This window comes from Serratia nevei, assembly GCF_037948395.1.
In the GTDB taxonomy this organism is placed as follows: Bacteria; Pseudomonadota; Gammaproteobacteria; order Enterobacterales; family Enterobacteriaceae; genus Serratia; species Serratia nevei.
In genome coordinates this window covers 4,761,973-4,786,374 of sequence record NZ_CP149940.1, presented here as the reverse complement: position 1 = coordinate 4,786,374, position 24,402 = coordinate 4,761,973, and the positions used below count along the sequence as shown (strand labels likewise).

Here is a 24,402-nt window from a genome sequence, read left to right as displayed (position 1 = left end):
GTTTTCTCCAATCTGCCTGCGACAACGACGCCTATTTGAGATAGGCTCTTGTCAGCTTTTATCTGGTTGACGTTGGTAGGTGCTTACCATCGGCGGCAATCAGGGAATATGTTAGATTTTATGAGCTGTGTTACGCCGTTTCGTGCGTTGACAGGGTGGTAAACTGAGCCTTTGTTCAGGGAATTCAGGCCTCATCCAATTTCCGTGCATTCGAGCAGAAACAATACAGACTATTTTTCACCGAAGTAGAACGTTTTTGCGCCTTGTCGCTGCTTCGTGTGGTTGGTAAAGTAGGCGGATTTTATTTTCCGCCCCCAGCTTGCAGGATTATCCTTTCGTTATGTTTAAGAAATTTCGTGGCATGTTTTCCAACGACTTGTCCATCGACTTGGGTACCGCCAATACCCTGATTTATGTTAAAGGGCAAGGCATCGTACTGAATGAACCTTCGGTGGTTGCCATTCGCCAGGATCGTGCCGGCTCCCCAAAGAGCGTAGCGGCCGTCGGTCATGACGCCAAACAGATGCTGGGCCGCACCCCCGGCAACATCGCGGCTATTCGCCCGATGAAAGACGGCGTGATCGCCGACTTCTTCGTGACCGAAAAAATGCTGCAGCACTTTATCAAACAGGTTCACAGCAACAGCTTCATGCGCCCAAGCCCGCGCGTGCTGGTCTGTGTGCCGGTCGGCGCAACCCAGGTTGAACGCCGCGCTATCCGCGAGTCCGCCCAAGGGGCCGGCGCGCGTGAAGTGTTCCTGATTGAAGAGCCGATGGCGGCGGCGATCGGCGCAGGTCTGCCGGTTTCCGAAGCGACCGGTTCCATGGTGGTGGATATCGGTGGCGGTACCACGGAAGTGGCGGTGATCTCGCTGAACGGCGTGGTGTACTCCTCTTCCGTGCGCATCGGCGGCGACCGCTTCGATGAAGCCATCATCAATTATGTGCGCCGTAACTACGGCTCGCTGATCGGCGAAGCGACCGCCGAGCGCATCAAGCACGAAATCGGTTCTGCCTATCCGGGCGACGAAGTGCGCGAAATCGAAGTCCGCGGCCGTAACCTGGCCGAAGGCGTACCGCGCGGCTTTACCCTGAACTCCAATGAAATCCTCGAAGCCCTGCAAGAGCCGCTGACCGGCATCGTCAGCGCGGTGATGGTTGCGCTGGAGCAGTGCCCGCCAGAATTGGCCTCCGACATTTCCGAACGTGGCATGGTCTTGACCGGCGGCGGCGCGCTGCTGCGCAACCTCGATCGTCTGCTGATGGAAGAAACCGGTATTCCGGTCGTGGTGGCGGAAGATCCGTTGACCTGCGTAGCGCGCGGTGGCGGCAAGGCGTTGGAAATGATCGACATGCACGGCGGCGATTTGTTCAGCGAAGAATAGTCAGCCCCTGGAAGGAGGAATCGTATCGGATGAATGCGCACAGCGAAAATCGGGTACGGTTCCTCTTTCTGTTGTCGAGGAACTCGCATAATTTATGAAGCCGATTTTTAGCAGGGGGCCTTCCCTGCAACTGCGACTTTTTTTGGCGGTGATCGCGGCCATTGGCCTGATCGTTGCCGACAGCCGGCTCGGCACGTTCGTGAAGATACGCAACTACATGGACACCGCAGTCAGCCCTTTCTATTTTCTGGCCAACGGGCCGCGTAAAGTTTTGGACAGCGTGTCAGAAACGCTGGCTACCCGCCAACAGCTGGAGCTGGAAAACCGAGCTCTGCGGCAGGAACTGCTGCTGAAAAACAGCGATATTCTTCTTCTTGGCCAATTCAAGCAGGAAAACGCCCGCTTGCGCGAGCTGCTGGGTTCCCCGCTGCGCCAGGACGAACACAAGATGGTGACCCAGGTCATCTCCACCGGTTCCGATCCGTACAGCGATCAGGTGGTGATCGACAAAGGGTCGGACAACGGCGTCTATGAAGGCCAGCCGGTGATCAGCGACAAGGGCGTGGTCGGTCAGGTGGTGGCGGTGGCGAAAGTCACCAGCCGCGTGCTGCTGATCTGCGATGCCTCGCACGCGCTGCCGATCCAGGTGCTGCGCAACGATATTCGGGTGATTGCCGCAGGCAGCGGCTGCGCCGACGATCTGCAGCTGGAGCATCTGCCGAACAACACCGATATCCGCGTTGGCGACGTGCTGGTGACCTCCGGCCTCGGCGGCCGCTTCCCGGAAGGCTATCCGGTGGCGGTGGTCTCCTCGGTCAAGGTCGACAACCAGCGCGCTTACACCGTGATTCAGGCGCGGCCGACCGCCGGTCTGCAGCGCTTGCGCTACCTGCTGCTGCTGTGGGGCGCCGATCGCAACGGCGACATGCCGCTGCCGCCGGACGAAGTGCACCGCGTGGCCAATGAACGCCTGATGCAGATGATGCCGCAGGTGCTGCCGCCTGCCGGTTCGGTCGGGCCTCAGTTGCCGGCTCCGGCTACCGGCGTGGCGCCGCAAACCGCCGCTCCGGCGTCTGTCCAGCCTCAAGCTCAGCCTGCTGCGGCGGGAGTGGTGCAATGAACAGCTACCGCAGCCACGGGCGCTGGATAATCTGGCTGTCGTTCCTGGTGGCGTTGGTGCTGCAAATCATGCCGTGGCCGGAGCAAATCTACATGTTCCGGCCTTCCTGGCTGGTGTTGATCCTGATTTACTGGGTAATGGCCTTGCCGCACCGGGTCAACGTCGGCACCGGCTTTGTGCTGGGGCTGATCATGGATCTGATCCTCGGCTCCACGCTGGGCGTGCGCGCGCTGGCGCTGGGCATCATCGCCTACCTGGTGGCGTTCAAATTCCAACTGTTCCGCAATATGGCGCTGTGGCAACAGGCGCTGATCGTCGTCCTGCTGTCGCTGTCGATGGACGTGGTGGTGTTCTGGGCTGAGTTTTTAGTGATCAACGTCTCTTTCCGCCCAGAGGTGTTCTGGAGTAGTGTGGTAAACGGCATTTTGTGGCCGTGGTTGTTCCTGTTGATGCGCAAAATCCGCCGTCAGTTCGCCGTACAGTAAGGGTATCTCAATGACTTCGCTTTATCTGGCCTCCGGCTCCCCACGTCGACGTGAACTGCTGACCCTGCTGGGCGTGTCGTTCGACATTCTGCTGACGCATACCGAAGAGCAGCGCCGGGAAGGCGAAGCCGCCGAAGCCTATGTGCGCCGCCTGGCGCAGGACAAGGCCAAAGCGGGTGTAGCGTTGGCGCAGGAAGATCGGCCGGTGCTGGGCGCCGACACCATCGTGGTGCTCAACGGCCGGGTGCTGGAGAAGCCGCGCGACGAAGCCCATGCGGCGGACATGCTGGCGGCTTTGTCGGGCAAACAGCATCAGGTGATGACGGCGGTGGCGATCGCCGATCGCCACGACGTGCGCTGCCAGCTGGTGGTGACCGACGTGACGTTCCGCAGCCTGTCACAACAGGATATCCGCGACTATATTGCTACGGGCGAACCGATGGATAAAGCGGGCGCCTATGGAATTCAAGGAAAGGGTGGTTGTTTCGTCAGAACGATAACCGGGAGTTATCACGCGGTGGTCGGTCTGCCGCTGGTCGAAACACATGAGCTGCTCAGTAATTTTGTCGCATTACGTGATGTAAGAACCGGTTGATGGGCGCTGCCATTATCGACCGGCTCTGAGGAGAAGGCATGACAGCTGAGCTACTGGTTAATATCACACCGTCTGAAACGCGGGTCGCCTATATCGATGGCGGCATTCTGCAAGAGATCCATATCGAACGCGAATCCAAACGCGGCATCGTCGGCAATATCTATAAAGGGCGCGTCAGCCGCGTCTTGCCGGGGATGCAGGCGGCGTTCGTCGACATCGGCCTGGACAAGGCCGCCTTCCTGCACGCCTCCGACATCATGCCGCATACCGAATGTGTCGCCGGCGACGAGCGGAAAAACTTCCACGTGCGCGACATCGCCGAGCTGGTGCGCCAGGGGCAAGACCTGATGGTGCAGGTGGTGAAAGATCCGCTCGGCACCAAGGGCGCGCGCCTGACCACTGACATCACGCTGCCATCGCGCTATCTGGTCTTCATGCCGGGCGCGGCGCACGTCGGCGTTTCACAGCGTATCGACAGCGAAGCCGAGCGCGAGCGCCTGAAATCCATCGTTGCGCCGCACTGCGACGAGCTGGGCGGTTTTATCATCCGCACTGCGGCGGAAGGCATCGGCGAGGAAGAGCTGGCGCAGGATGCCGCGTTCCTTAAACGCCTGTGGACCAAGGTAATGGAGCGCAAGAAGCGCAACCAGACCAAATACAAGCTGTACGGCGAGCTGGCGTTGGCGCAACGCATCTTGCGCGATTTCGCCGGCGCGGCGCTGGATCGCATCCGCGTCGATTCGCGGCTAACGCACGATCTGCTGGTGGAGTTTACCGGCGAGTACATCCCGGACATTACCAACAAGCTCGAACTCTATACCGGCAGCCAGCCGATTTTCGATCTGTACGATGTGGAAAACGAGATCCAGCGTGCGCTGGAACGCAAGGTGGAGCTGAAGTCCGGCGGCTATCTGATCATCGATCAGACCGAGGCGATGACCACGGTCGACATCAACACCGGCGCCTTCGTCGGCCACCGCAACCTCGACGAAACCATCTTCAACACCAACATCGAGGCGACGCAGGCCATCGCGCGCCAGTTGCGGCTGCGTAACCTGGGCGGCATCATCATCATCGACTTTATCGATATGAACAACGAAGAGCATCGCCGCCGGGTGCTGCACTCGCTGGAGCAGGCGTTGAGTAAAGATCGGGTAAAAACCACGATCAACGGCTTCTCTCAGCTAGGCTTAGTTGAAATGACGCGTAAACGAACGCGTGAAAGCATTGAACATGTGCTCTGTCACGATTGTCCTACTTGCAATGGGCGCGGCACCGTGAAAACGGTGGAAACCGTGTGCTACGAGATCCTGCGCGAGATTGTGCGCGTGCACCATGCTTACGACTCCGATCGCTTCCTGGTGTATGCTTCGGCGGCGGTCGGCGAAGCGCTGAAGAGCGAAGAGTCGCATGCGCTGGCCGAAGTGGAGATCTTCGTCGGCAAACAGGTGAAGGTGCAGATCGAACCGTTGTACAGCCAGGAGCAGTTCGACGTCGTCATGATGTAGCCCGCCCGACATCGTAAGGGCCCGGATGCCGGGCCCGTCAGTGCATAGATATTCCCGTTGCCAGGCAGCGGAGCAAGGAGAACTGCGTGAGGCGACTGCCTGGGATTCTGTTAGCAACAGGCGCCACCCTAATCGTGATTGTGGCGCTGCTGATCAGCGGGCTGCGCCTGATGCTGCCGAAGCTGAACGACTACCGTCCCCAACTGCTGGCGCAGGTGGAGAAGCTGTCCGGCGTGCCCGTGCAGATGGATTTCCTGCAGGGCAGTTGGGAAACGTTCGGCCCACAGCTTGAAGTGCGTAACCTGAGCGTTACGCTGCCCAAAAGCGATGTGCATATCGAACGCGTGACGCTGGCGCTGGACGTGTGGCAATCGCTGCTGCACTGGCGCTGGCAGTTCCGCGATCTGACCTTCTATCAATTCCGGCTCGATCTGAACGCCACGCTGGGCGGCGACCGGCAGGGCGAAGGCCTTGAACCGGGTAAAATCAGCGATCTGATGCTACGCCAGCTCGATCACTTTGATTTGCGCGACAGCCGTATCTCGTTCCTGACGCCCGCCGGCGCGCGCGCCGAATTCGACATTCCTCAGCTGACCTGGCTCAACGGCCGCGATCGTCACCGCGCCGAGGGGCAGATCAGCCTGTCGACGCTGAACGGCCAATACGGCGTGGTGCAGCTGCGCATGGACCTGCGCGATAATCAGGGCCTGTTGGACACCGGCACGGTCTACCTGCAGGCCGATAACATCGACATGAAACCCTGGTTTACCCGCTGGCTGCGCGCCAACACCGGGCTGGAAAGCGCCGACTTCAGCCTGGCGGCCTGGCTGCAGGTGCAGAACGGCGAGATTGCCGGCGGCCACGCGTTGCTCAAGCAGGGGGCGGCCAACTGGGATACCGGCGCCGCGCAGCACCGGCTGGACGTGGACAATCTGGCGCTGTCGCTGCGCCGCCAGGGTACCGGTTGGCAGCTCGACGTGCCGCAGCTGCGCTTGAGCACCGACGGCCAGGCCTGGCCGCAGGGCACGCTTTCCGCCCTGTGGCTGCCGGAAAACACCGAGTTCATGGGGCCGGCGCAGAATGAAGAGCTGCGGGTGCGCGCGACCAACCTTCAGCTGGAGCGCCTGTCGGCGCTGCTGCCGACCTTCTCGTTCCTCAGCCCGGACGTGCTCGATCGCTGGAACGATCTGCAGCCGCAGGGGATGATGGAGGCCTTGGCGCTGGACATTCCGTTGAACCAGCCGGAAAAGAGCCGTTTCCAGGCGCTGTGGCGCGATGTCAGCTGGCAGCATTGGGAACTGCTGCCGGGCGTCAACCACTTCTCCGGGGCGTTGAGCGGCGGGGTGGAGAACGGCCGCCTGACGCTGGGGCTGGCAGGCAGCACCTTGCCTTACGGCGATATGTTCCGTGCGCCGCTTGAAGTCAGCAGCGCGCGTGGCGCGCTGACCTGGCGTTACAACGAGCGGGGTTGGGAGCTGGCGAGCCAGGGGCTGGACGTCAAGGCGAAGTCGCTGTGGGTCAACGGCGATTTTCGTTATCAGCAGCCGGCCAAGGGCGATCCGTGGCTGAACATTCTGGCGGGCATCCGCCTGTATGACGGCGCCGACGCCTGGCGCTATTTCCCTGAACCGCTGATGGGCAAGCATCTGGTGGACTACCTGAGCGGCGCCATTCAGGGCGGCCAGGTAGATAACGCCACGCTGATTTATTCCGGCGATCCGCAGCACTTCCCGTACCGTAAAAACGAAGGACAGTTTGAAGTCTTCGTGCCGCTGCGCCACGCCACCTTCCAGTTCCAACCGGGCTGGCCGGCGCTGACCGATTTGGCGATCGACCTCGACTTCGCCAACGAGGGGCTGTGGATGCATGCGCCGCAAACCCGGTTGGGCAAGGTGGCGGGCAAAAATATCAGCGCGGTGATCCCGGATTACCTGAAAGAGCGGCTGCTGATCGACGCCGAAGTCGCAGGCGCGGGCAGCGACGTGCACGACTACTTCATGCAGACGCCGTTGCACGATTCGCTGGGGGCGGCGCTGGATCAGCTGCAGATTGGCGGTGATGTCAGTGGGCGCTTACATCTCAATATCCCCTTGGACGGCGAGCTGGTCAAAGCGACCGGTGAAGTGGCGCTGAACAACAACTCGTTGCTGATTAAGCCGCTGGATAGCGAGTTGCAGAAGCTCAGCGGCAAGTTCCGCTTCGACAACGGTAACCTGCAGAGCGACCCGCTGTCGGCCACCTGGTTCGGGCAGCCGGTGGCGGTCAACTTCTCCACGCAGGAAGGCGCTCGCGACTACAAGATTGACGTCGGCCTGAAGGGTGATTGGCAGCCGGGCAAGTTCCCCGGCCTGCCGAAAGAGGTTGCCGATGCGCTCAGCGGCAGTGCGCCCTGGCAGAGCCAGGTGGCCATCACGCTCCCACATCAGGGCTCGGCCAGCTACGATATCGGCATCGACGCGGATTTGAAAAAAGTGAGCAGTCACTTACCTTCACCGCTGGACAAACCGCCGGGCGAGGCGTTGCCGGTGAACGTTAAGGTCAAAGGCGGTCTGAACGGCTTCATGTTGACCGGCAGCGCGGGCAAGCAAAACCGCTTCAACAGTGAATGGCGCTTCGACAAAAAACAGGTGAATCTGGCGCGCGCCGCCTGGCAAACCAACGGTGGCGGCACGCCGCCGCTGCCGGCCGGCAAGTCGATGACGCTGAACCTGCCGGCGCTGGACGGCGAGCAGTGGCTGGCGTTGCTGGCGCCGGCGCTGAAACAGGGGGGCGGTAGCGGTCAGGTGGGCGGTTTCAGCTTCCCCACCACCGTGGCGCTGACCACGCCGCAGCTGCTGTTGGGCGGCCAGGCCTGGCATAAGCTGACGCTGTCGGCCGAAAAACAGCTGGGTGCCACCGTGGTGAGCGCCAAGAGCGATGAAGTGGACGGCAGCCTGCGGGTGGCCGATCGCGGGCCGTGGCGCGCCGATATCAACTACCTGTATTACAACCCGCAGTTCGCCGAGACGAAAAACGCGGCGGGCACGCCGACGCCGCCGGCGGAGAAAGTTTCCTTCCGCGACTGGCCTTCGCTGATGCTGCGCTGCAAGTCGTGCTGGGTGCTGGGGCAGAACTTCGGCAGGGTCGAGGCGGATCTGAGCAATCGGGGGGATACCCTGACGCTGGATCACGGCCTGGTCGACACCGGCAAAGGGCGTATGAGCGCCACCGGCCTGTGGAAGCAAAATGCGCAGGAAGAGCGCAGCTCGCTGAAAGGCAAGCTGCTCGGCGGCAAAATCGATGAAACCGCCGCCTTCTTCGGCATCACTATCCCGCTGAAAGGCGCGCCTTACGACGTGGACTTCGATCTGTACTGGCACGGCGCGCCGTGGCAGCCGCAGGTCAATACGCTGAGCGGCGCGCTGCAGGTCAAGATGGGCAAGGGCGAGATCGACAGCATGGGCGGCGGCCGCGCCGGTCAGTTGCTGCGATTGGTCAGCTTCGACGCCTTGCTGCGCAAGCTGCAGTTCGATTTCAGCGATACCTTCGGCAAAGGCTTCTACTTTGACTCCATCCGCAGCACCGCCTGGCTGAAAGATGGCATAATGCATACTGATAATCTATTGATCGACGGCTTGGCGGCGGATATCGCCATGAGTGGCCAGATCGATCTGGCGCGCCGCCGTATTGATATGGAGGCGGTGGTGGCGCCGGCGATTTCGGCGACCGTCGGCGTGGCCACGGCGTTTGTGGTGAACCCGATCGTCGGCGCGGCGGTATTTGCCGCCTCGCAGGTGCTGGGGCCGCTGTGGAGCAAGATTTCGCTGATTCGCTACCATATCGGCGGCGATCTCGACCAGCCGAAGATCAATGAGGTACTTCGTAAGGCAAAGGAGGATAAGGCGTCATGAGGAATGCTAACGTTGCGTTGTTGCAGTTGTGCAGTGGCGATCAGGTGCGCGATAACCTGGCCCAGATTGAACAGCAGATCAAACAGCTCAATGCCGGGGTAAAACTGGTCATGACGCCGGAGAACGCGTTGCTGTTCGCCAACTCCGCGGCTTACCGCCAACAGGCGGAAAAACAGGGCGACGGTCCGCTGCAAAACGCGGTGCGCGAGCTGGCGCGCCGCTATGGCGTGTGGTTGCTGGTGGGCTCGATGCCCTTGATCAGCCGCGAAAACCCGGAGCTTATCACCACCAGCAGCCTGTTGTTCGACGAGCAGGGCGAAATCCGCGCCCGCTACGACAAGCTGCACATGTTCGATGTGGACATCAACGATGCGCACGGCCACTACCGCGAGTCGGATACCTACCAGCACGGGCAGCACCTGACGGTAGTGGATACGCCGGTCGGGCGTTTGGGTATGACCATATGCTACGATCTGCGCTTCCCCGCGCTGTTCCAGGCACTGCGGGCACAGGGGGCCGAACTGATTTCGGTGCCGGCGGCCTTTACCCGGGTCACCGGCGAGGCGCATTGGGAAATTCTGCTGCGCGCCCGGGCGATCGAGAACCAGTGCATGATCCTGGCGCCGGCGCAGGTGGGGCGCCACGGGCCGACCCGCCGCACCTGGGGCCACACGCTGGCTGTCGACGGCTGGGGCAAGGTGCTGGCCGAGAACGCGGACGCCGTGGCGGCGCTGAAGGTGCGTGTGGACACCGCAAGCCTGAAAAATATTCGTGCGCAGATGCCGGTGCTGCAGCACAACCGATTCCAGACGTCGCTGACGGCGCCGTCTGACAAGTTATCCTCCAATCAAGAGTGAAACCATTATGAGCCTGACGTTTGTCAGTGAGCAGTTACTCGCTACCAACAAGCTGAGTCATCAAGACCTGTACAAGGTACTGGGTCAACTGGCAGAACGCCGTATCGATTACGCCGATCTCTATTTCCAGTCCAGCTATCACGAAGCCTGGGTGATCGAGGACGGCATCATCAAGGATGGCTCTTACAATATCGACCAGGGCGTTGGCGTGCGCGCCGTCAGCGGCGAGAAGACCGGCTTCGCCTATGCCGATCAGATCACCCTGAATGCGCTGCAGCAGAGCGCCCAGGCGGCGCGCAGCATCGTGCGTGAGCAGGGTGACGGGCGGGCGCACACCCTGGGCGAGATCGGCTATCGGGCGCTGTACCCGCTGCTCGATCCGCTGCAAAGCCTGCCGCGCGAAGAGAAAATTGCCCTGCTGCACCGCGTCGACAAGGTGGCGCGCGCCGCCGATGCTCGGGTGCAGGAAGTGAACGCCAGCATCACCGGCGTTTACGAGCAGGTGTTGGTGGCTGCCACCGACGGCACGCTGGCGGCGGATGTTCGCCCGCTGGTACGCCTCTCCGTCAGCGTGCTGGTGGAGCAGGATGGCAAGCGTGAGCGCGGCTCCAGCGGCGGCGGCGGCCGTTTCGGCTATGACTACTTCCTGGAAACCGTCGACGGCGACGTGCGCGCCGACGCTTACGCCAAAGAAGCGGTGCGCATGGCGCTGGTCAACCTTGGCGCGGTGGCGGCGCCGGCCGGCAATATGCCGGTGGTGCTGGGGGCCGGCTGGCCGGGTGTGCTGCTGCACGAGGCGGTGGGCCACGGCCTGGAAGGCGACTTCAATCGGCGTGGCACCTCGGTGTTCAGCGGCCATATGGGCGAGCTGGTGGCTTCCGAGCTGTGCACCGTGGTGGATGACGGCACCCTGCAAGGGCGGCGCGGTTCGCTGGCGATCGACGACGAAGGCGTACCGGGCCAGTACAACGTGCTGATCGAAAACGGCGTGCTGAAAGGCTACATGCAGGACAAGCTCAACGCGCGGTTGATGGGCGTCGCGCCGACCGGCAACGGCCGCCGCGAGTCCTACGCGCATCTGCCGATGCCGCGCATGACCAACACCTATATGCTGGCGGGCCAATCGACGCCGGAAGAGATCATCGCCAGTGTCGAATACGGCCTGTACGCGCCGAACTTTGGCGGCGGCCAGGTGGACATCACCTCCGGCAAGTTCGTGTTCTCCACCACCGAAGCCTACCTGATCGAGAAGGGCCGCATCACCAAACCGGTGAAAGGGGCGACGCTGATCGGCTCCGGCATCGAGGCGATGCAGCAGATCTCGATGGTCGGCAACGATCTGGCGCTCGATAAAGGCGTGGGCGTGTGTGGCAAGGAAGGCCAGAGCGTGCCGGTAGGCGTCGGCCAACCGACGCTGAAACTGGATACGCTGACCGTCGGCGGCACGGCGTAATCTTTCCTCAAGGGGCCATGCGCTGGCCCCTTCATCCATTCCCTCTGTTGCGGCTGGCCCGCATTCGTAACGCTAAACGCGGCAGGACGCCGCAGCCCCGCAGGCATGCCTGCACCCAGTGATGGAATGAAATTGACGTGGCGAAAAAACAGAACAATACGATGATGGCGCGTTTAGCTTTATCCGCCCGGCGTTGGTTGCTGTTGCTGGGCGTTCTTTCCCTGACGGGCTGCGCCCGTTCCGATGCGCTGTGGGGCGTGGTCGATAAGCTCTGCATGGCCAACTATCAGCAAAAGCGCGATCCGGCCCCGTGTGAGCAGATTTATATGCCGCAGGGGAAAGCGCAGGGCTTTAGCGTGCTGCAAAACCCGCGTTATCCCTATCACTTCATTCTGGTGCCGACGGCGCCGCTTTCCGGCATTGAAAGCCCGCTGCTGCTGGCCGGGGAGCGGACGGACTATTTTGGCTATGCATGGCTGATGCGTTACCGGCTGGCCGCCGAGTATGGCGGGCCGGTGCCGGACGACAGGCTGGGCATGGCGATCAACTCCGCTTATGGCCGCAGCCAGAACCAATTGCATATTCACCTGACCTGTCTGCGCGAAGATGTACGGCGCCAATTACAGGCAGAACGCCCCTATATTCAGGAACAATGGCGACCTTTGCCGGATAAGCTGTTGCGCCACACCTACTATGCCCGCCGCGTGATGCAACCGACCGCGATGGGCATCTACCCGATTAAGGATCTTGCGGATTATTTTCATCTCTCGCCGCAGCAGCTGGCGGAGTATGGCGTGGCCGTCGTTCCGACCACGTTTGCCGGCCAACGGGGGTTTATCTTGCTGGCCTCGAAGCGCGGCTGGGACGTTGGCAACCGCGCCTCGGTAGAATCGCTGCTGGATAAAACGTGCGCGATTTTGCCGCGTTAATCTCAAGACGGCAGGTGAGAGCAACACGCTCTCACCTCACTTTTCCTACCTGAACCGCGCATCCCGAGAAAACAGGAAAGCGGCTTCCCGCTGGCGAGCGTCGGCTTCAGCCTGAGCGCCCTGGTAGCGCAAGATCATGATCAGCGTGGCGTAGACGTTGGCGTCGATACGGCGCTGCAGATAGGCGTTGGCCCACTGCCGATAGCCGGTCAACAGGGCATCATCACGCGTTTGGTTATAGACCAGCAGCGCGTGAGATTGCTCGTCGAACGTTTTGCGTTCCCGGTAGATCCAGGCGGCCGGCGGCGGCATCTGCTCGATGCTGTCGATGGTGGCCAGCATGGTGCGCTCCGATTGGGTGAGCGCCATGCGCCCTTGCCAGGCAAAGACCGCCATCACCAGTACGCCGATGGCCGCCATCGCCACCGGTAGGCTCAGGGCTTTGGCGAACGGCAGCGGGCGCGGCTCGCCGGTTTGGCCGTCCAGCAGCGCCAGCAGCAGCAGAAACGCCAGCCAATGCGGCGTAGACAGATAGAAAGGGTATTCCAGCTGGGTGTGTACCAGCATTGGCAGCAGCACCAGAAACAGCCCGACGCGCGCACCGGCCGGCTGCTCGCGATCCCGTTGCCAGGCGCGTTTCAACAGCAGCGCGCCGGCGACGAGGACGATAACGATACCCGCCAGCGCCGGCAGGCCGCCCTCAACCCACCACAGCAGGATTTCATTGTGCGGGTGCCCGGCGACTTCCAACACTTCTCGCCAGGGCATTGCCTGCAGACGGAAATGCGCGAAGCTGTATTCAAAGCCGCCGTAGCCCCAGCCCAGCAGCGGTTTGGCCAGGATCATGGCGCCGACGTCATGGAGCATGGTCAGGCGAGCGCTATTGGAAAGCTCCCGACCGATCAGACCCGCGCGGCCATCCAGACCGAAACCGGTGAGCAACACCGTGGTACCGAGCGCCACGCCCAACAGCAGCGCACCGCCGGCCCAGCGGCTCACGGCCGGGCTCTGGCGGGCAAAACGCCACAGCAGCAACGCCGCTGCCAGGGCACCGCCCAGCCAGGCGGCGCGCGACTGGATCAGCACCAGCAGGGCGGAAAAAGCGGCCAGCAACACGAGCAGCGGGAGCTGCCGCCGCGTCGGCACAGAGAGAGGGGCAAGCAGCAGCCACAGCGCCAAAGCCAGCCCGGTGGCGATGAAGCTGCCCAGCACGTTCGGTTGCTGAAAGACGCCGTAGACCCGGCTGCCGTTAGGAGATACCCAGGCCAGAGCAGGGGCGAACAGCTGTAGCGCCGCTAGCAACGCCTGAACGCCGACGGCGAACAGCAGGCCGTACAGCAACAGGTTGCGCTGCCGGGCTGTCAGGCGCAGCTGCAGACAGGCGACATAGAACAGCCAACCGCCGAGCAAACCGGCGCAGCGCCACAGGTCATCTTCGCGCCACTCGGGGCGGGTATACAGCAGCGGCAGCGCCAGCACGGCGATGCCGAGCAGCAACAGGCGTGCCGTGGGGGTAAGCGAAAGACGGGTACGGCCAAGGCAAACGGTGAAGGTCACGATCAGCGTGGTCAGTGCCATGACGCTCCAGGCCAGAATATTTTGCGGCAGCGCCAGGCCGCCGCCGCCCATGTTGGGGTGATAGACCGGCAGGAGCACCGCCATCCAGATCAGCAGCAGGGGCAACACGGCGATAGCCGGTGCGTTAACGGGGGCTTTATCGGTCATGGTTAACCCGCCATGTCTCGATATCGTTCATTGAATGCATTTTTTGAGGATTCCCTATCCTTATCCTGGGGTTTAAATTCGCTGAAGCGTCAATGCCTGAAATGCTTTATAGGAATTGAAAAGACTTCATATCGAAGTGATAAATAATTCCCCCCTGTGAGCGCGGGGACGGCTTATATAAAAAGGGGGAAGCCGTATTCAGTTGCCTGCAAAAAGGTTTTTTATTTTTTTAAAACAGGGTTGTCATTTTCTCAAATTTATCTCGCTCCAGTCAATTTTTAATCTATTGTTTTATTTTTGTGTTTAAATCAATTGGTTGTGATTGTCTTGTGCGTAATGAAACGCCGTGTGAGCGGCAACGAGCGTCTGGGCAAACAGCTGACGGAGCCAATGAGATAAGCATTTTATTGTTAAATCGTTGTTGCTAATGGCGGTGCGGTGGGCGTTATTTTATTTATCGCTGTTCATTATCTTATTTCACATTTTCTTTATCACGCCATTTTTTATTTTTATTAAGACTATTCTTGTTCTTATGGTTTTTTTTGAATTTTATTAAAGTAAATTTTTTTAAGATTGTTCTGTGCTCTTGTAAGTAACGGAGAGATGGTCTGCCTATCCCTGTTGCCATCATGCCAGACGGACCAACGCGCCTGTAAAAGCGCGTTAATCCATGTTTCACAGATCTCACTCCACTTCGCCAATCCGTTCCAGCGCATCTACCACCAGATCCCAGAATTTATCCTGATCCAGCTTGACCGCCACCTGGGTGTGGCAGTCCGGCGGCGGCGGCGCGCGGAAGTCCGCGACCGTCATGCCCAGCGTCAGGGTGCCGGTGAGTTCGATATCCACCGGCGCTTTGCGCACCGTCATCACGCTCGGATCGATCACGTAAGCCACCGCGCAAGGATCGTGTACCGGCGGGGCGCTGAAGCCCTGCGCCTGCCGGTACATGTGGCCAAAGAAGGCCAGCAGTTCGCCGACGAAGGCGGCCGGCCGGGTACCGAGGGTGGCGATGCGCTCGCAGACTGCCGGCGTGGCCAAAGCCTGGTGGGTGAGATCCAGCCCGACCATGGTCAGCGGCCATTTTTCGTTAAACACGATGTGCGCCGCCTCAGGATCGATTTTGATATTGAACTCCGCCACCGCGCTCCAGTTGCCCACGTGGTAGCCGCCGCCCATCAGCACCACTTCCTTGACCCGCTCGGCAATGCGCGGCTCTTTGCGCACTGCCATGGCGATATTGGTCAGGCCGCCGGTCGGCACCAGCGTCACGCTGCCGGGCGGGTGAGCCATCACGGTATCAATGATCAGATCCACCGCGTGGCGCGAGTCCAACTGCAGGTGGGGTTCCGGCAGCACCGGGCCATCGAGGCCGGAATCGCCGTGAATGTCGGGTGCCACTTCGATATTGCGCACCAGCGGGCGCGGGCAGCCGGCGGCGAAGGGCACGCCGGTGATATTGGCGATGCGCGCCACCGCCAGTGCGTTGCGCGTCACTTTGTCCAGCGTTTGATTGCCCACCACGGTGGTGACCGCCAGCAGGTCGATCTGCGGATTGCCCCAGGCCAGCAGCAGGGCGATGGCGTCGTCATGCCCCGGGTCACAGTCCAGTATGATTTTTTTCATGGTTATTCCTGATGCAGGGAGAGGTTCCCGCAGCATAACGCAGCGCGGCGGCGTGGGATAATACCGATGGTGCTTTTGTTAACGGCATCAAAGCCTTGCCACTTTTTCGATGTAATGAAACGTAAATCCTCATCGCCGGGCTTTACCCTGGAGTTTACTCCAGGGTTTACAGTGAGCTTCAGCGTCAATGTACAGAGGAGAGGCGGGATGAGCTTACTGAAAAGGTTGTTGGGGAAAGGCGGTGTTAATGGCGGTCATCAGCGCGCGGGTCACCGCGGCGGGCATCATGGCAACCGCTATAACCAGCATGGCGAGCCGGGGCCGCAGTGTCCGGAATGCCAGGCGGTGAATAAACCGGGCGCACGTTATTGCCATCGCTGCGGCCAGCCATTTGCCGCGGTGAGCGCCACCTGCGGCCAGTGTGCCGCGCCGTTGCCGCCGGGCAGCCGCTTTTGCCCGCAGTGCGGCGGCGGTGTGCCGTGAACCGGGGCGGTTGGACAGCCGCGCTGCTGCTGGGTGCCATGGCGCTATGGACGCTGCTGGCCTGGGGCGTGGCCGGCGTGCTGACCTGGCTCCCGGCGTTGGCGGAAGCGGCCGGCGGCGCATCGCTGCCGGTGAGCGGTGCGCTGAGTCTGGTGCCGCAGACGGTGCTGGATGCCTGGCTGCCGTGGCTGAAACAGCTGGGCAGCGGGTTGGCGAGCTATTTTCCTCTGCTGCTGAACTGGGCCGGCTACGCCGTCTGGCTGCTATGGGGCCTCGGCATGCTGGCGCTGATGCTGCTGGGCGCGTTGGCGCACCGCTATTTGAGCGCCGCTCAGCGATAGCCCTGATAGACCGCCGCCACGCGTTCGAAATAGTCGGTTAGGTAGTTGATACACACCTGCACCTTCAGCGGCAGTTTGTCCTTCTCGGTATAGAGCGCGTAGATCGGTCGCGGATCCGAATGGTAGCTTTTGAACAGGATCTCGATCTCGCCGCGCTTGATCTCTTCGATCACCCACATCAGCGGGGCGTAGGCGATGCCGGCGCCGTTTTTCAGCCAACGGATCATGGTGGAGGAGTCGTTGGTGACGAAGCGCCCCTGCGGTGAAATGCGCGTGGTGATGCCCTCCGGCGACATCAGTTCAAATTCGCTGTCGGGGCGCACGCTGTACTCCAGCCAGGAAAAGTTGACCATGTCGCTTGGCTTCTGCGGCGTGCCGTGCTGGCTGAGGTAGCTTTTGGCCGCGCACACCACCATCGGCATCTGCCCCAGGCGGCGGGAGAACAGGCTGGAGTCCTGCAGCGCGCCGGTGCGGATCACCAGATCCAATCCATCAGTGATCAGATCCGGTGCCGGAATGCCGGTCACCAGGTTGACCGTCAGGCCCGGGTACTCTTTCATCATCTCGGCGGTCATGTTCGCCAGCACATTTTGCGCCATGGTGGATGAGCTGCCGATGCGCAGCGTGCCGGCAGGCGTATTGTTAAACGCGTACAGCTGCTCATGCACTTCGCTGACTTCCTGCAGCATGCGTCGGCAGCCCTGATAGTAGATTTTGCCGGCCTCGGTCAGGCCGATGCTGCGCGTGCTGCGGTTCAACAGCTTGACCTGCAGCTCATTTTCCAGTTTCGAGACGGTTTGACTGATCGATGAAACGCTCATGTCGAGTTGGCGCGCGGCCGCGGTAAACGACCCGAACTCAACCACTTTGGCGAATACCGACATCCGTTTTAATCTTTCCATTATTCACTCTGGCTTAAAAGTGATTTAGATCACAGATTGTTGATGCCTTGATAGTAAGCAGGCTAATATAACGTGGTCGGGTGAATAGACCTTACCAACGTGCGAGAGCGAGCGGCGACGCAATCCTGCCGCTCCTCCGGCACCCTCGCAATCCCTGTCGTGGATGTCTGCCCCAAAGTTTAACCTTTTTTCGGGTTCGTGACCTGGACAAGCTGTCCGGTCAAGATTTGTGGCGCGCGCACGCTAAAATGTAAAGAGAATGTGAATGGCGAGATGTGTCTTTCCCCGGCGTAGTGAACAATAAGGAAAAAGTGATGAGTTTGCTTCCGGTTATGGTCATCTTCGGACTGTCGTTTCCGCCGGTGTTTTTCGAGCTGCTGGTGTCGCTGGCGCTGTTTTTTCTCTTGCGCCGCCTGCTGCAGCCGACGGGGATTTACGATTTTGTCTGGCATCCGGCGCTGTTTAACACCGCGCTGTATTGCTGCTTGTTTTATCTGATTTCATGTCTTTTTGTTTGAGGTCGCTGTGAAAAATTTTTCGATAAAAATAACCCGAATCGCGATCACTTTGATTCTTGTGCTGCTGGGTATCGTTGCGGTGTTCAAGGCCTGGGTGTTCTACACCGAGTCGCCGTGGACACGTGACGCCAAGTTCACCGCCGACGTGGTGGCGATCGCGCCGGACGTCAGCGGCCTGCTGACCGAAGTGCCGGTGGTGGACAACCAGCTGGTGAAGAAAGGCCAGGTGCTGTTCGTGGTCGATCGGCCGCGCTATGAGCAGGCGCTGGCGGAGGCCGGTGCCGACGTCGCCTACTATCAAACGCTGGCGGCGGAAAAACGGCGCGAAGCCGGCCGCCGCGTGAAGTTGGGCGTGCAGGCGATGTCGCAGGAAGAAATCGACCAGTCGAACAACTCGCTGCAGACCGTGCAACACCAGCTGGCGAAGGCCGTGGCGGCGCGCGAGCTGGCGCAGCTGGATCTGGAGCGTACCACGGTGCGCGCCCCGGCCGATGGCTGGATCACCAACCTCAACGTCCACGCCGGCGAATACATCACCCGCGGCTCGGTGGCGGTGGCACTGGTGAAGAAAGACTCCTTCTACATCCTGGCGTACCTGGAAGAAACCAAGCTGACCGGCCTGAATAAGGGGGACCGCGCGGAGATCACCCCGCTCGGCAGCAATCGCATCATGCACGGCACCGTCGACAGCGTGGCGGCGGCGGTAAACAACAGCAGCAGCACGGTCAACAGCAAAGGGCTGGCCTCGATCGACAGCAACCTGGAGTGGGTGCGCCTGGCGCAGCGCGTGCCGGTGAAGATCCTGCTGGACGCCAAGGACCAACAGCATCCGTACCCGGCCGGCACCACCGCCACCGTGGTGATCGTCGGCAAGAACGATCGCAATGCCGACAGCGGCTCGCCCTTTGTGCGCCTGATGCACCGGCTGCGTGAGTTCGGCTAATGAACAGCCCAACCTTTATCCGGCTGAGGTTTGCCTTCAAACTCAGCTTCGCGATTGTGTTTGCGCTGTTCGTCGGTTTCCATCTCAACCTGGAAACCCCGCGCTGGTCGGCGATGACCGCCGCCATCGTCGCCGCCGGCCCGGCCTTTGCCGCCGGCGGTGAACCCTTCTCCGGCGCCATCCGCCACCGCGGCTGGCTGCGCATCATCGGCACCTTTATCGGCTGCTTTGTCGGCCTGATCATTATCATCACCACCGCCCGTGCGCCGGTGGTGATGCTGCTGCTGTGCTGCATCTGGGCCGGCTTCTGCACCTGGCTCTCTTCGCTGATCAAGGTCGAGAACTCCTACGCCTGGGGCCTGGCCGGCTATACCGCGCTGATCATCATCGTGACGGTCGCCACCAGCGAGGCCCATCTGCTGGAAGCGCCGCAGTTCGCCATCGAGCGTTGCAGCGAGATCGTGCTGGGCATCGTCAGCGCCGTATTGGCGGATCTGCTGTTCTCGCCGCGTTCGATCAAGCAGGACATCGATCGGGCGGTGGATCAGCTGTTGGTGGATCAATATCGCCTGATGCAGATGTGCATCAGCAACGCCGACAAAGAAGACATTGACCGTGCCTGGAGCAATCTGGTCAAGAGCACCACGGCGCTGGATGGCATGCGCAACAACCTGATGATGGAGTCCTCGCGCTGGCAGAAGGTCAACCGTCGGGTGAAGGCGCTGCATACCCTGTCGCTGACGCTGATCACCCAGGCTTGCGAAACCTATCTGATCCTGCTGAATCACCCGAACGCGCTGCAAGCGAGCCTGCGGGAGCAACTGATGGTGCCGGCGGAAACCCCGCAGGAGATCCACAAGCGCATGAAGCTGTTGCGCCAGGTGCTGACCACGCATCGCTCCGATGAAACGCTGCCGACCCTCACCGGCTGGGTCGGCGCGGCGACGCGCTACCTGCTGCTGTCGAAGGGCGTACACACCAACGGCAGCATCAGCGCGGTGGAAGAGGGTGTGTTGAGCAATGAAACCGTGGTCAAGCCGACCTCGGCGGAAGGGCATCACGCGATGATCAACGGCCTGCGCACCTTTGTGGCGACGGCGTTCGGCAGCCTGCTGTGGCTGTGGACCGGTTGGACGTCCGGCAGCGGTTTTATGGTGATCATCGCGGTAATCACCTCGCTGGCGATGCGTACCCCGGCGCCGCGCATGGTGGCGATGGATTTCGTGCTGGGCATGCTGGCGGCGATCCCGGTCGGTTCCCTGTTCTTCATGGTGATCCTGCCGGCGACGCAGCAGAGCATTTTGCTGCTGTGTCTCAGCCTCGGCCTGCTGGCGTTTTTCATCGGCATCGAGGTGCAGAAGCGGCGGCTTGGTTCGCTGGGGCTGCTGGCGGGGACGATCAACATTCTGGTGCTGAGCAACCCGATGGAGTTCAACGTCACTCAGTTTCTCGATGGGGCGCTCGGCCAGTTCCTCGGTAGCTGCGTCGGGCTGATGGTGCTGCTGCTGATCCGCGACAATTCGCGTGAGCGCACCGGCCGCACGTTGCTCAACCAGTTCGTCAGCAGCGCGGTGTCGGCGCTGACCACCAAGGCGGCGCGCCGTCGGCAGAACCACCTGCCAGCGCTGTATCAACAGCTCAACCAGCTGCTGATGATGTTCCCGAACGATATCGCCAAGTATCGTCTGGCGCTGAACCTGATCATCGCCCACCAGCGTATGCAGCGGGCGGAAATTCCGGTCAGCGAAGAGCTGTCGGCCTTCCACCGCCAGATCCGCAGCACCGCCGATCGGGTGGTCTCGGCCAAGAACGACGTCAAGCGCGCCTATTACTACGATCGCTTGCTGGGTGAAATGAACGAGTACCAGCAAAAATTGGTGGACAACCAGGCGCCGCTCAGCGTCACCGGGCCGGTGAAACGCCTGGCCGACATGCTGCATCGCTATCGCCACGCCTTGATCGATTGATGCGTTCCCGCCTTTTGCGCCGCGTTGTGCGGCGCCTTCCCTGACTATACTGAAAGCAGCGCCTGGTACGGCGGCCGTCTCATAAGAGGCGGCCCGTTTTCAGAGAGACTCCGAGTGCCAGAACGGCTGGAAAGTGGCATCATTGTCATGAATGGATGAAACCTTAGCCGCCGCGAAAACGTTACTTGCCGGTCATCTTAGTTTCATCCAGGTCGACTATATACCTAACTAGCCTGGGGGAGCTGCGGCGCCTTCGGCGGCATAATTTCAGGGAATGTCATGAACAAGCGGATTCTGGTGGCGATTGTCATCGCCGTGGTTATCGCCGTCTTCAGCGCGCTGCGCGGCAACGAGCACCGTGCGATCGGCGGCAATCCGGCGGTGGCCCAGGCCCCGGCGGGGCAGCAGCAGAGCATCGATCGGCTCACGCAGCAGCAAACGGTGGTGAGTTACCTGCAGCAGCATCAGCGGCTGCCGGATTATTACGTTACCAAGAAGCAGGCGCGCGAGCAGGGCTGGGATCCGCGTTCAGGCAACCTCTGTGCGGTATTGCCAGGCAAGGCGATTGGCGGCGATCGATTCTCTAACCGTGAAGGACAATTGCCGACCGCCGGCGGCCGGGTCTGGCGCGAAGCGGACATCAATTACCAGTGTGGCCGGCGCGGCGCCGATCGCCTGCTGTATTCGAGCGACGGTCTGATCTTCGTCACGCGCGACCATTACAAAAACTTCATTCGTGTGGAGTGAGTTTGATGGCAAAAGTAGAGTTTGATTTTGAACAGATCCAGGATGTGCCGGCCTTCTACCGCGATTTCGCGCGCAAGTTTGCGCTGGACGAGGGGTTCGGCGCCAACCTCGACGCGCTGTGGGACGTGGTGACCGGCGATATCGGCCTGCCGGTGGAAATCGAGTTCACTCACCTGAATGCCCGCAGCAAGCGTCGTTTCGGCGCGATCATTCTGCTGTTTGAAGAGGCGGAAGAAGAGCTGGAAGGCAGCCTGCGCTTCAATATCCGTGAAAGCAGCGGCGAGCCGGCCCATCACCGGGGATGAAACGGCTTCATCCCGGGATGGCGGCGGCGCTTAGTCGGCTGCTTCGGCCAGCTCGCGCAGGTATTGGAAGATCTGGCGGTAAGCCTTAGGCGGCTTGTTGGCGGCCTTCTCTTTCTGCGCGTTGCGCACCAGTGAACGCAGCTGTTGGCGATCGGCGGCCGGATACAGATCCAGGATCGACGGAATGACGTCATCGCCTTCTTCCACCAGGCGGTCGCGCAGCGCTTCCAGTTTATGGAACAGCGAAACCTGCTGGTTGTGGCGGTTTTTCAGCTTGTCGAGCGCGGTCTGGATCGGCTCGATATCGCGGGCGCGCAGCATCTTGCCGATCAGCTGCAGCTGACGGCGACGGCCCTCTTTCTTGATCTTTTGCGCCAGCTCGATGGCGGCACGCAGATCTTCGTCCAACGGAATGCGGTCCAGCGCGTTTTTGCCCAGATCGACCATTTCGGCCCCCAGGTCTTTCAGCGCTTCGGCATCACGTTTAATCTCACTTTTACTGACCCAGATAATCTCGTCATCGTCCTCGTTTTCATTCTCCGGGACATCGTCGAGCCAGTTTTCAGGCTGTTTGTTCATGGTAGGCTCCGTTAAAAAGAGGCTAATCCTAACAGGTTGCCGGCTTTATGCGAAATTCAACGCGGTTCCTGTTAGACTCAACGGCAGAGATCTCAGGATTTTTGCGCGCCGCCCCGCGTGCACAACTACGCCGCTCCGGCACTTTTCTCAACGATTTTCTGATTAATTATGGCAGATTGATGAAAGTAGTCACTCAAGTTGCAGAACAGCGCAAGGCGCTGGAACAGGCCGTTTCTCAGGCGCTGGAGCTGGCCCGCGCCGGTTCCGACGCGGCGGAAGTCGCGGTCACCAAATCGACCGGCATCAGCGTCAGTACCCGCTTCGGCGAGGTGGAAAACGTCGAGTTCAACAGCGATGGCGCGCTGGGTATCACCGTGTATCACCGTCAGCGCAAAGGCAGCGCCTCTTCCACCGATCTCAGCCCGGACGCCATCGCCCGCACCGTGCAGGCGGCGTTGGATATCGCGCGCTACACCTCTGAAGATCCCTGCGCCGGCCCGGCGGAGAAAGATCTGCTGGCGTTCGAGGCGCCGGATCTCGATCTGTTCCACCCGATCGAACTGGACGCCGAGCGCGGCATCGAGCTGGCGGCGCGTGCCGAGCAGGCTTCGCTGGCGGCGGACAAGCGCATCACCAACACCGAAGGCGGCAGCTTCAACAGCCACTACGGCATCAAGGTGTTCGGCAACAGCCACGGCATGCTGCAAAGCTACTGTTCCAGCCGCCACTCGCTGTCCAGCTGCGTCATTGCTGAGCAGGACGGCGATATGGAGCGAGATTACGCTTACACCATCGGCCGTGCGATGGGCGATCTGCAAAGCCCCGAATGGGTGGGGCAGGAGTGCGCCCGCCGCACGCTGGCGCGTCTCGCGCCGCGCAAACTGTCGACCATGAAGGCGCCGGTGCTGTTCGCCTCCGAGGTGGCCACCGGGCTGTTCGGCCATCTGGTGGGCGCCATCAGCGGCAGCAGCGTTTACCGCAAATCGACCTTCCTGCTGGACTCGCTCGGCAAACAGATCCTGCCGGCGTGGCTGACCGTCGAGGAGCATCCGCACCTGCTGAAAGGGCTGGCGTCGACGCCGTTCGACAGCGAGGGCGTGCGCACCCAGCGGCGCGATATCGTCAAGGACGGCGTGCTGCAAACCTGGCTGATGACCAGCTACTCGGCGCGCAAGCTGGGCCTGCACAGCACCGGTCATGCCGGCGGCATCCATAACTGGCGCATTGCCGGGCAGGGCGCGGACTTTGCCGGCATGTTGAAACAGCTTGGCACCGGCCTGGTGGTGACCGAGCTGATGGGCCAGGGCGTCAGCGGCGTTACCGGCGATTACTCGCGCGGCGCCGCCGGTTTCTGGGTCGAAAACGGCGAGATCCAATACCCGGTCAGCGAGATCACCATCGCCGGTAACCTGAAAGACATGCTGCGCAATATCGTCAGCGTCGGCAGCGATATCGAAACCCGCAGCAATATCCAGTGCGGTTCGGTGCTGTTGCCGGAAATGAAGATCGCCGGTCAATGATCCTCTGCGCGGCCGGCGCCCGCCGGTCGCGCGTTATCCCGTCTCAACCTTGCTTACAAATCTCCGGTTTCGGTTTTGCCCGGCCTTGCCTATGGTAACGGTGGGTTAATTAAAACAATAACTGGAAGGTGAGCAAACATGCAGAATACCCTGAAAGCGCTGGCGGCGTTGACGCTGCTGGCGGCCAGTTCGCTGGCGGCCGCCGCCGATCTGGGCGACGATATGGACACCCTGGCGGAAAACTACAAAACGGTGCTGAATACCGATTCCGCCGCTACCCTCACACAGAGCCTGCAAAACATGCGCGCCGCCGCGCAGGACGCCAAGCAGGGCACCCCGCCGAAGCTGGAGGACAAAGCCGCCGACAGTCCGGAAATGAAAGATTTCCGCCACGGGCTGGATACCCTGATCGGCCAGATCGATCAGGCGCTGGCGCTGGCCAACCAGGGCAAAGTCGCCGAAGCGAAGCAGCTGGCGCAGGGGTTCAAACAGACCCGCGACGCCAACCACAAGAAATTCCGCTAA

Annotated in this window: 23 protein-coding genes; 18 read left to right on the top strand and 5 right to left on the bottom strand. The window is 61.1% G+C overall.

The window, feature by feature from the left end:
- Positions 1-340: 340 nt before the first annotated feature.
- The 9 genes from mreB to V8N38_RS22885 all read left to right on the top strand — a co-directional run bounded on the left by mreB (position 341) and on the right by V8N38_RS22885 (position 12,221).
- Complete coding sequence (gene mreB / locus V8N38_RS22925; RefSeq protein WP_003855260.1) at positions 341-1,384, top strand: rod shape-determining protein MreB; 1,044 nt, start codon at positions 341-343, stop codon at positions 1,382-1,384.
- 94 nt (positions 1,385-1,478) lie between these two features.
- Positions 1,479-2,504 carry a rod shape-determining protein MreC gene (mreC, locus tag V8N38_RS22920; protein WP_060424614.1) on the top strand — a complete coding sequence of 342 codons (1,026 nt, stop codon included), beginning with the start codon at positions 1,479-1,481 and terminating at the stop codon, positions 2,502-2,504.
- A complete protein-coding gene (gene mreD / locus V8N38_RS22915; protein WP_004936918.1) occupies positions 2,501-2,989 on the top strand; it encodes a rod shape-determining protein MreD in 489 nt (162 codons plus the stop codon). Before mreC ends, mreD begins: the two co-directional genes overlap by 4 nt.
- 10 nt (positions 2,990-2,999) lie before the next feature.
- The gene (locus V8N38_RS22910; protein ID WP_004936921.1) at positions 3,000-3,584 is read left to right on the top strand and encodes a Maf family protein; all 585 of its coding nucleotides are present in this window, start codon (positions 3,000-3,002) and stop codon (positions 3,582-3,584) included.
- A 38-nt stretch (positions 3,585-3,622) separates the two neighbouring features.
- The gene (gene rng, locus V8N38_RS22905) at positions 3,623-5,092 is read left to right on the top strand and encodes a ribonuclease G (RefSeq protein ID WP_025304418.1); all 1,470 of its coding nucleotides are present in this window, start codon (positions 3,623-3,625) and stop codon (positions 5,090-5,092) included.
- A gap of 86 nt (positions 5,093-5,178) precedes the next feature.
- The gene (gene yhdP / locus V8N38_RS22900) at positions 5,179-8,982 is read left to right on the top strand and encodes an AsmA2 domain-containing protein YhdP (RefSeq protein WP_149506001.1); all 3,804 of its coding nucleotides are present in this window, start codon (positions 5,179-5,181) and stop codon (positions 8,980-8,982) included.
- On the top strand, positions 8,979-9,839 hold the full coding sequence (gene nit1 / locus V8N38_RS22895) for a deaminated glutathione amidase (protein ID WP_004936930.1): 861 nt from the start codon (positions 8,979-8,981) through the stop codon (positions 9,837-9,839). The genes yhdP and nit1 overlap by 4 nt, the downstream gene beginning before the upstream one ends.
- A 7-nt stretch (positions 9,840-9,846) precedes the next feature.
- Positions 9,847-11,292 (top strand): metalloprotease TldD, encoded by a 1,446-nt coding sequence (gene tldD, locus V8N38_RS22890; RefSeq protein ID WP_049273727.1) that lies wholly within the window; start codon positions 9,847-9,849, stop codon positions 11,290-11,292.
- A 164-nt stretch (positions 11,293-11,456) separates the two neighbouring features.
- A complete protein-coding gene (locus V8N38_RS22885) occupies positions 11,457-12,221 on the top strand; it encodes a CDP-diacylglycerol diphosphatase (protein WP_147840374.1) in 765 nt (254 codons plus the stop codon).
- A 45-nt stretch (positions 12,222-12,266) separates the two neighbouring features.
- On the opposite strand, the gene V8N38_RS22880 is transcribed toward V8N38_RS22885, so the two are convergent.
- The 3 genes from V8N38_RS22880 to V8N38_RS22870 all read right to left on the bottom strand — a co-directional run bounded on the left by V8N38_RS22880 (position 12,267) and on the right by V8N38_RS22870 (position 15,572).
- Positions 12,267-13,946 carry a PglL family O-oligosaccharyltransferase gene (locus V8N38_RS22880; RefSeq protein WP_147840368.1) on the bottom strand — a complete coding sequence of 560 codons (1,680 nt, stop codon included), beginning with the start codon at positions 13,944-13,946 and terminating at the stop codon, positions 12,267-12,269.
- A 472-nt stretch (positions 13,947-14,418) separates the two neighbouring features.
- On the bottom strand, positions 14,419-14,625 hold the full coding sequence (locus tag V8N38_RS22875) for a hypothetical protein (protein WP_127554753.1): 207 nt from the start codon (positions 14,623-14,625) through the stop codon (positions 14,419-14,421).
- A gap of 5 nt (positions 14,626-14,630) precedes the next feature.
- Positions 14,631-15,572, bottom strand: coding sequence for a nucleoside hydrolase (locus tag V8N38_RS22870; protein ID WP_147840367.1), 942 nt, complete (start codon positions 15,570-15,572; stop codon positions 14,631-14,633).
- Positions 15,573-15,779: 207 nt separating this feature from the next.
- Between V8N38_RS22870 and V8N38_RS22865 the strand changes: the two genes are divergently transcribed.
- Both V8N38_RS22865 and V8N38_RS22860 read left to right on the top strand, forming a co-directional pair.
- The gene (locus V8N38_RS22865) at positions 15,780-16,055 is read left to right on the top strand and encodes a zinc ribbon domain-containing protein (protein WP_060440965.1); all 276 of its coding nucleotides are present in this window, start codon (positions 15,780-15,782) and stop codon (positions 16,053-16,055) included.
- Positions 16,052-16,396: a hypothetical protein gene (locus tag V8N38_RS22860; RefSeq protein WP_060424629.1), complete on the top strand. Its 345-nt coding sequence runs from the start codon at positions 16,052-16,054 to the stop codon at positions 16,394-16,396. Before V8N38_RS22865 ends, V8N38_RS22860 begins: the two co-directional genes overlap by 4 nt.
- Here V8N38_RS22860 and aaeR read toward each other — a convergent pair.
- Positions 16,387-17,298, bottom strand: coding sequence for an HTH-type transcriptional activator AaeR (gene aaeR / locus V8N38_RS22855; RefSeq protein ID WP_004936950.1), 912 nt, complete (start codon positions 17,296-17,298; stop codon positions 16,387-16,389). The two genes, V8N38_RS22860 and aaeR, sit on opposite strands and share 10 nt — an antisense overlap.
- Before the next feature lie 314 nt (positions 17,299-17,612).
- Here aaeR and aaeX point away from each other — a divergent pair, with 314 nt between their 5' ends.
- The 5 genes from aaeX to V8N38_RS22830 all read left to right on the top strand — a co-directional run bounded on the left by aaeX (position 17,613) and on the right by V8N38_RS22830 (position 21,778).
- On the top strand, positions 17,613-17,816 hold the full coding sequence (aaeX, locus tag V8N38_RS22850) for a p-hydroxybenzoic acid efflux pump operon protein AaeX (RefSeq protein ID WP_004936952.1): 204 nt from the start codon (positions 17,613-17,615) through the stop codon (positions 17,814-17,816).
- Positions 17,817-17,823: 7 nt separating this feature from the next.
- Entirely contained in the window at positions 17,824-18,759 is a 936-nt protein-coding gene (gene aaeA / locus V8N38_RS22845; RefSeq protein ID WP_084827489.1) for a p-hydroxybenzoic acid efflux pump subunit AaeA, read from the top strand.
- Entirely contained in the window at positions 18,759-20,726 is a 1,968-nt protein-coding gene (gene aaeB / locus V8N38_RS22840) for a p-hydroxybenzoic acid efflux pump subunit AaeB (protein ID WP_060424633.1), read from the top strand. The genes aaeA and aaeB overlap by 1 nt, the downstream gene beginning before the upstream one ends.
- Before the next feature lie 279 nt (positions 20,727-21,005).
- Positions 21,006-21,473, top strand: a complete 468-nt coding sequence (locus V8N38_RS22835) for a ribonuclease (RefSeq protein ID WP_060440968.1) — start codon at positions 21,006-21,008, stop codon at positions 21,471-21,473.
- 5 nt (positions 21,474-21,478) lie between these two features.
- On the top strand, positions 21,479-21,778 hold the full coding sequence (locus V8N38_RS22830) for a barstar family protein (RefSeq protein WP_047730838.1): 300 nt from the start codon (positions 21,479-21,481) through the stop codon (positions 21,776-21,778).
- A 30-nt stretch (positions 21,779-21,808) separates the two neighbouring features.
- On the opposite strand, the gene yjgA is transcribed toward V8N38_RS22830, so the two are convergent.
- On the bottom strand, positions 21,809-22,357 hold the full coding sequence (gene yjgA / locus V8N38_RS22825; RefSeq protein ID WP_147840366.1) for a ribosome biogenesis factor YjgA: 549 nt from the start codon (positions 22,355-22,357) through the stop codon (positions 21,809-21,811).
- A 179-nt stretch (positions 22,358-22,536) separates the two neighbouring features.
- Here yjgA and pmbA point away from each other — a divergent pair, with 179 nt between their 5' ends.
- On the top strand, positions 22,537-23,877 hold the full coding sequence (gene pmbA / locus V8N38_RS22820) for a metalloprotease PmbA (RefSeq protein WP_033648986.1): 1,341 nt from the start codon (positions 22,537-22,539) through the stop codon (positions 23,875-23,877).
- A 138-nt stretch (positions 23,878-24,015) separates the two neighbouring features.
- On the top strand, positions 24,016-24,402 hold the full coding sequence (gene cybC, locus V8N38_RS22815; protein ID WP_038879687.1) for a cytochrome b562: 387 nt from the start codon (positions 24,016-24,018) through the stop codon (positions 24,400-24,402).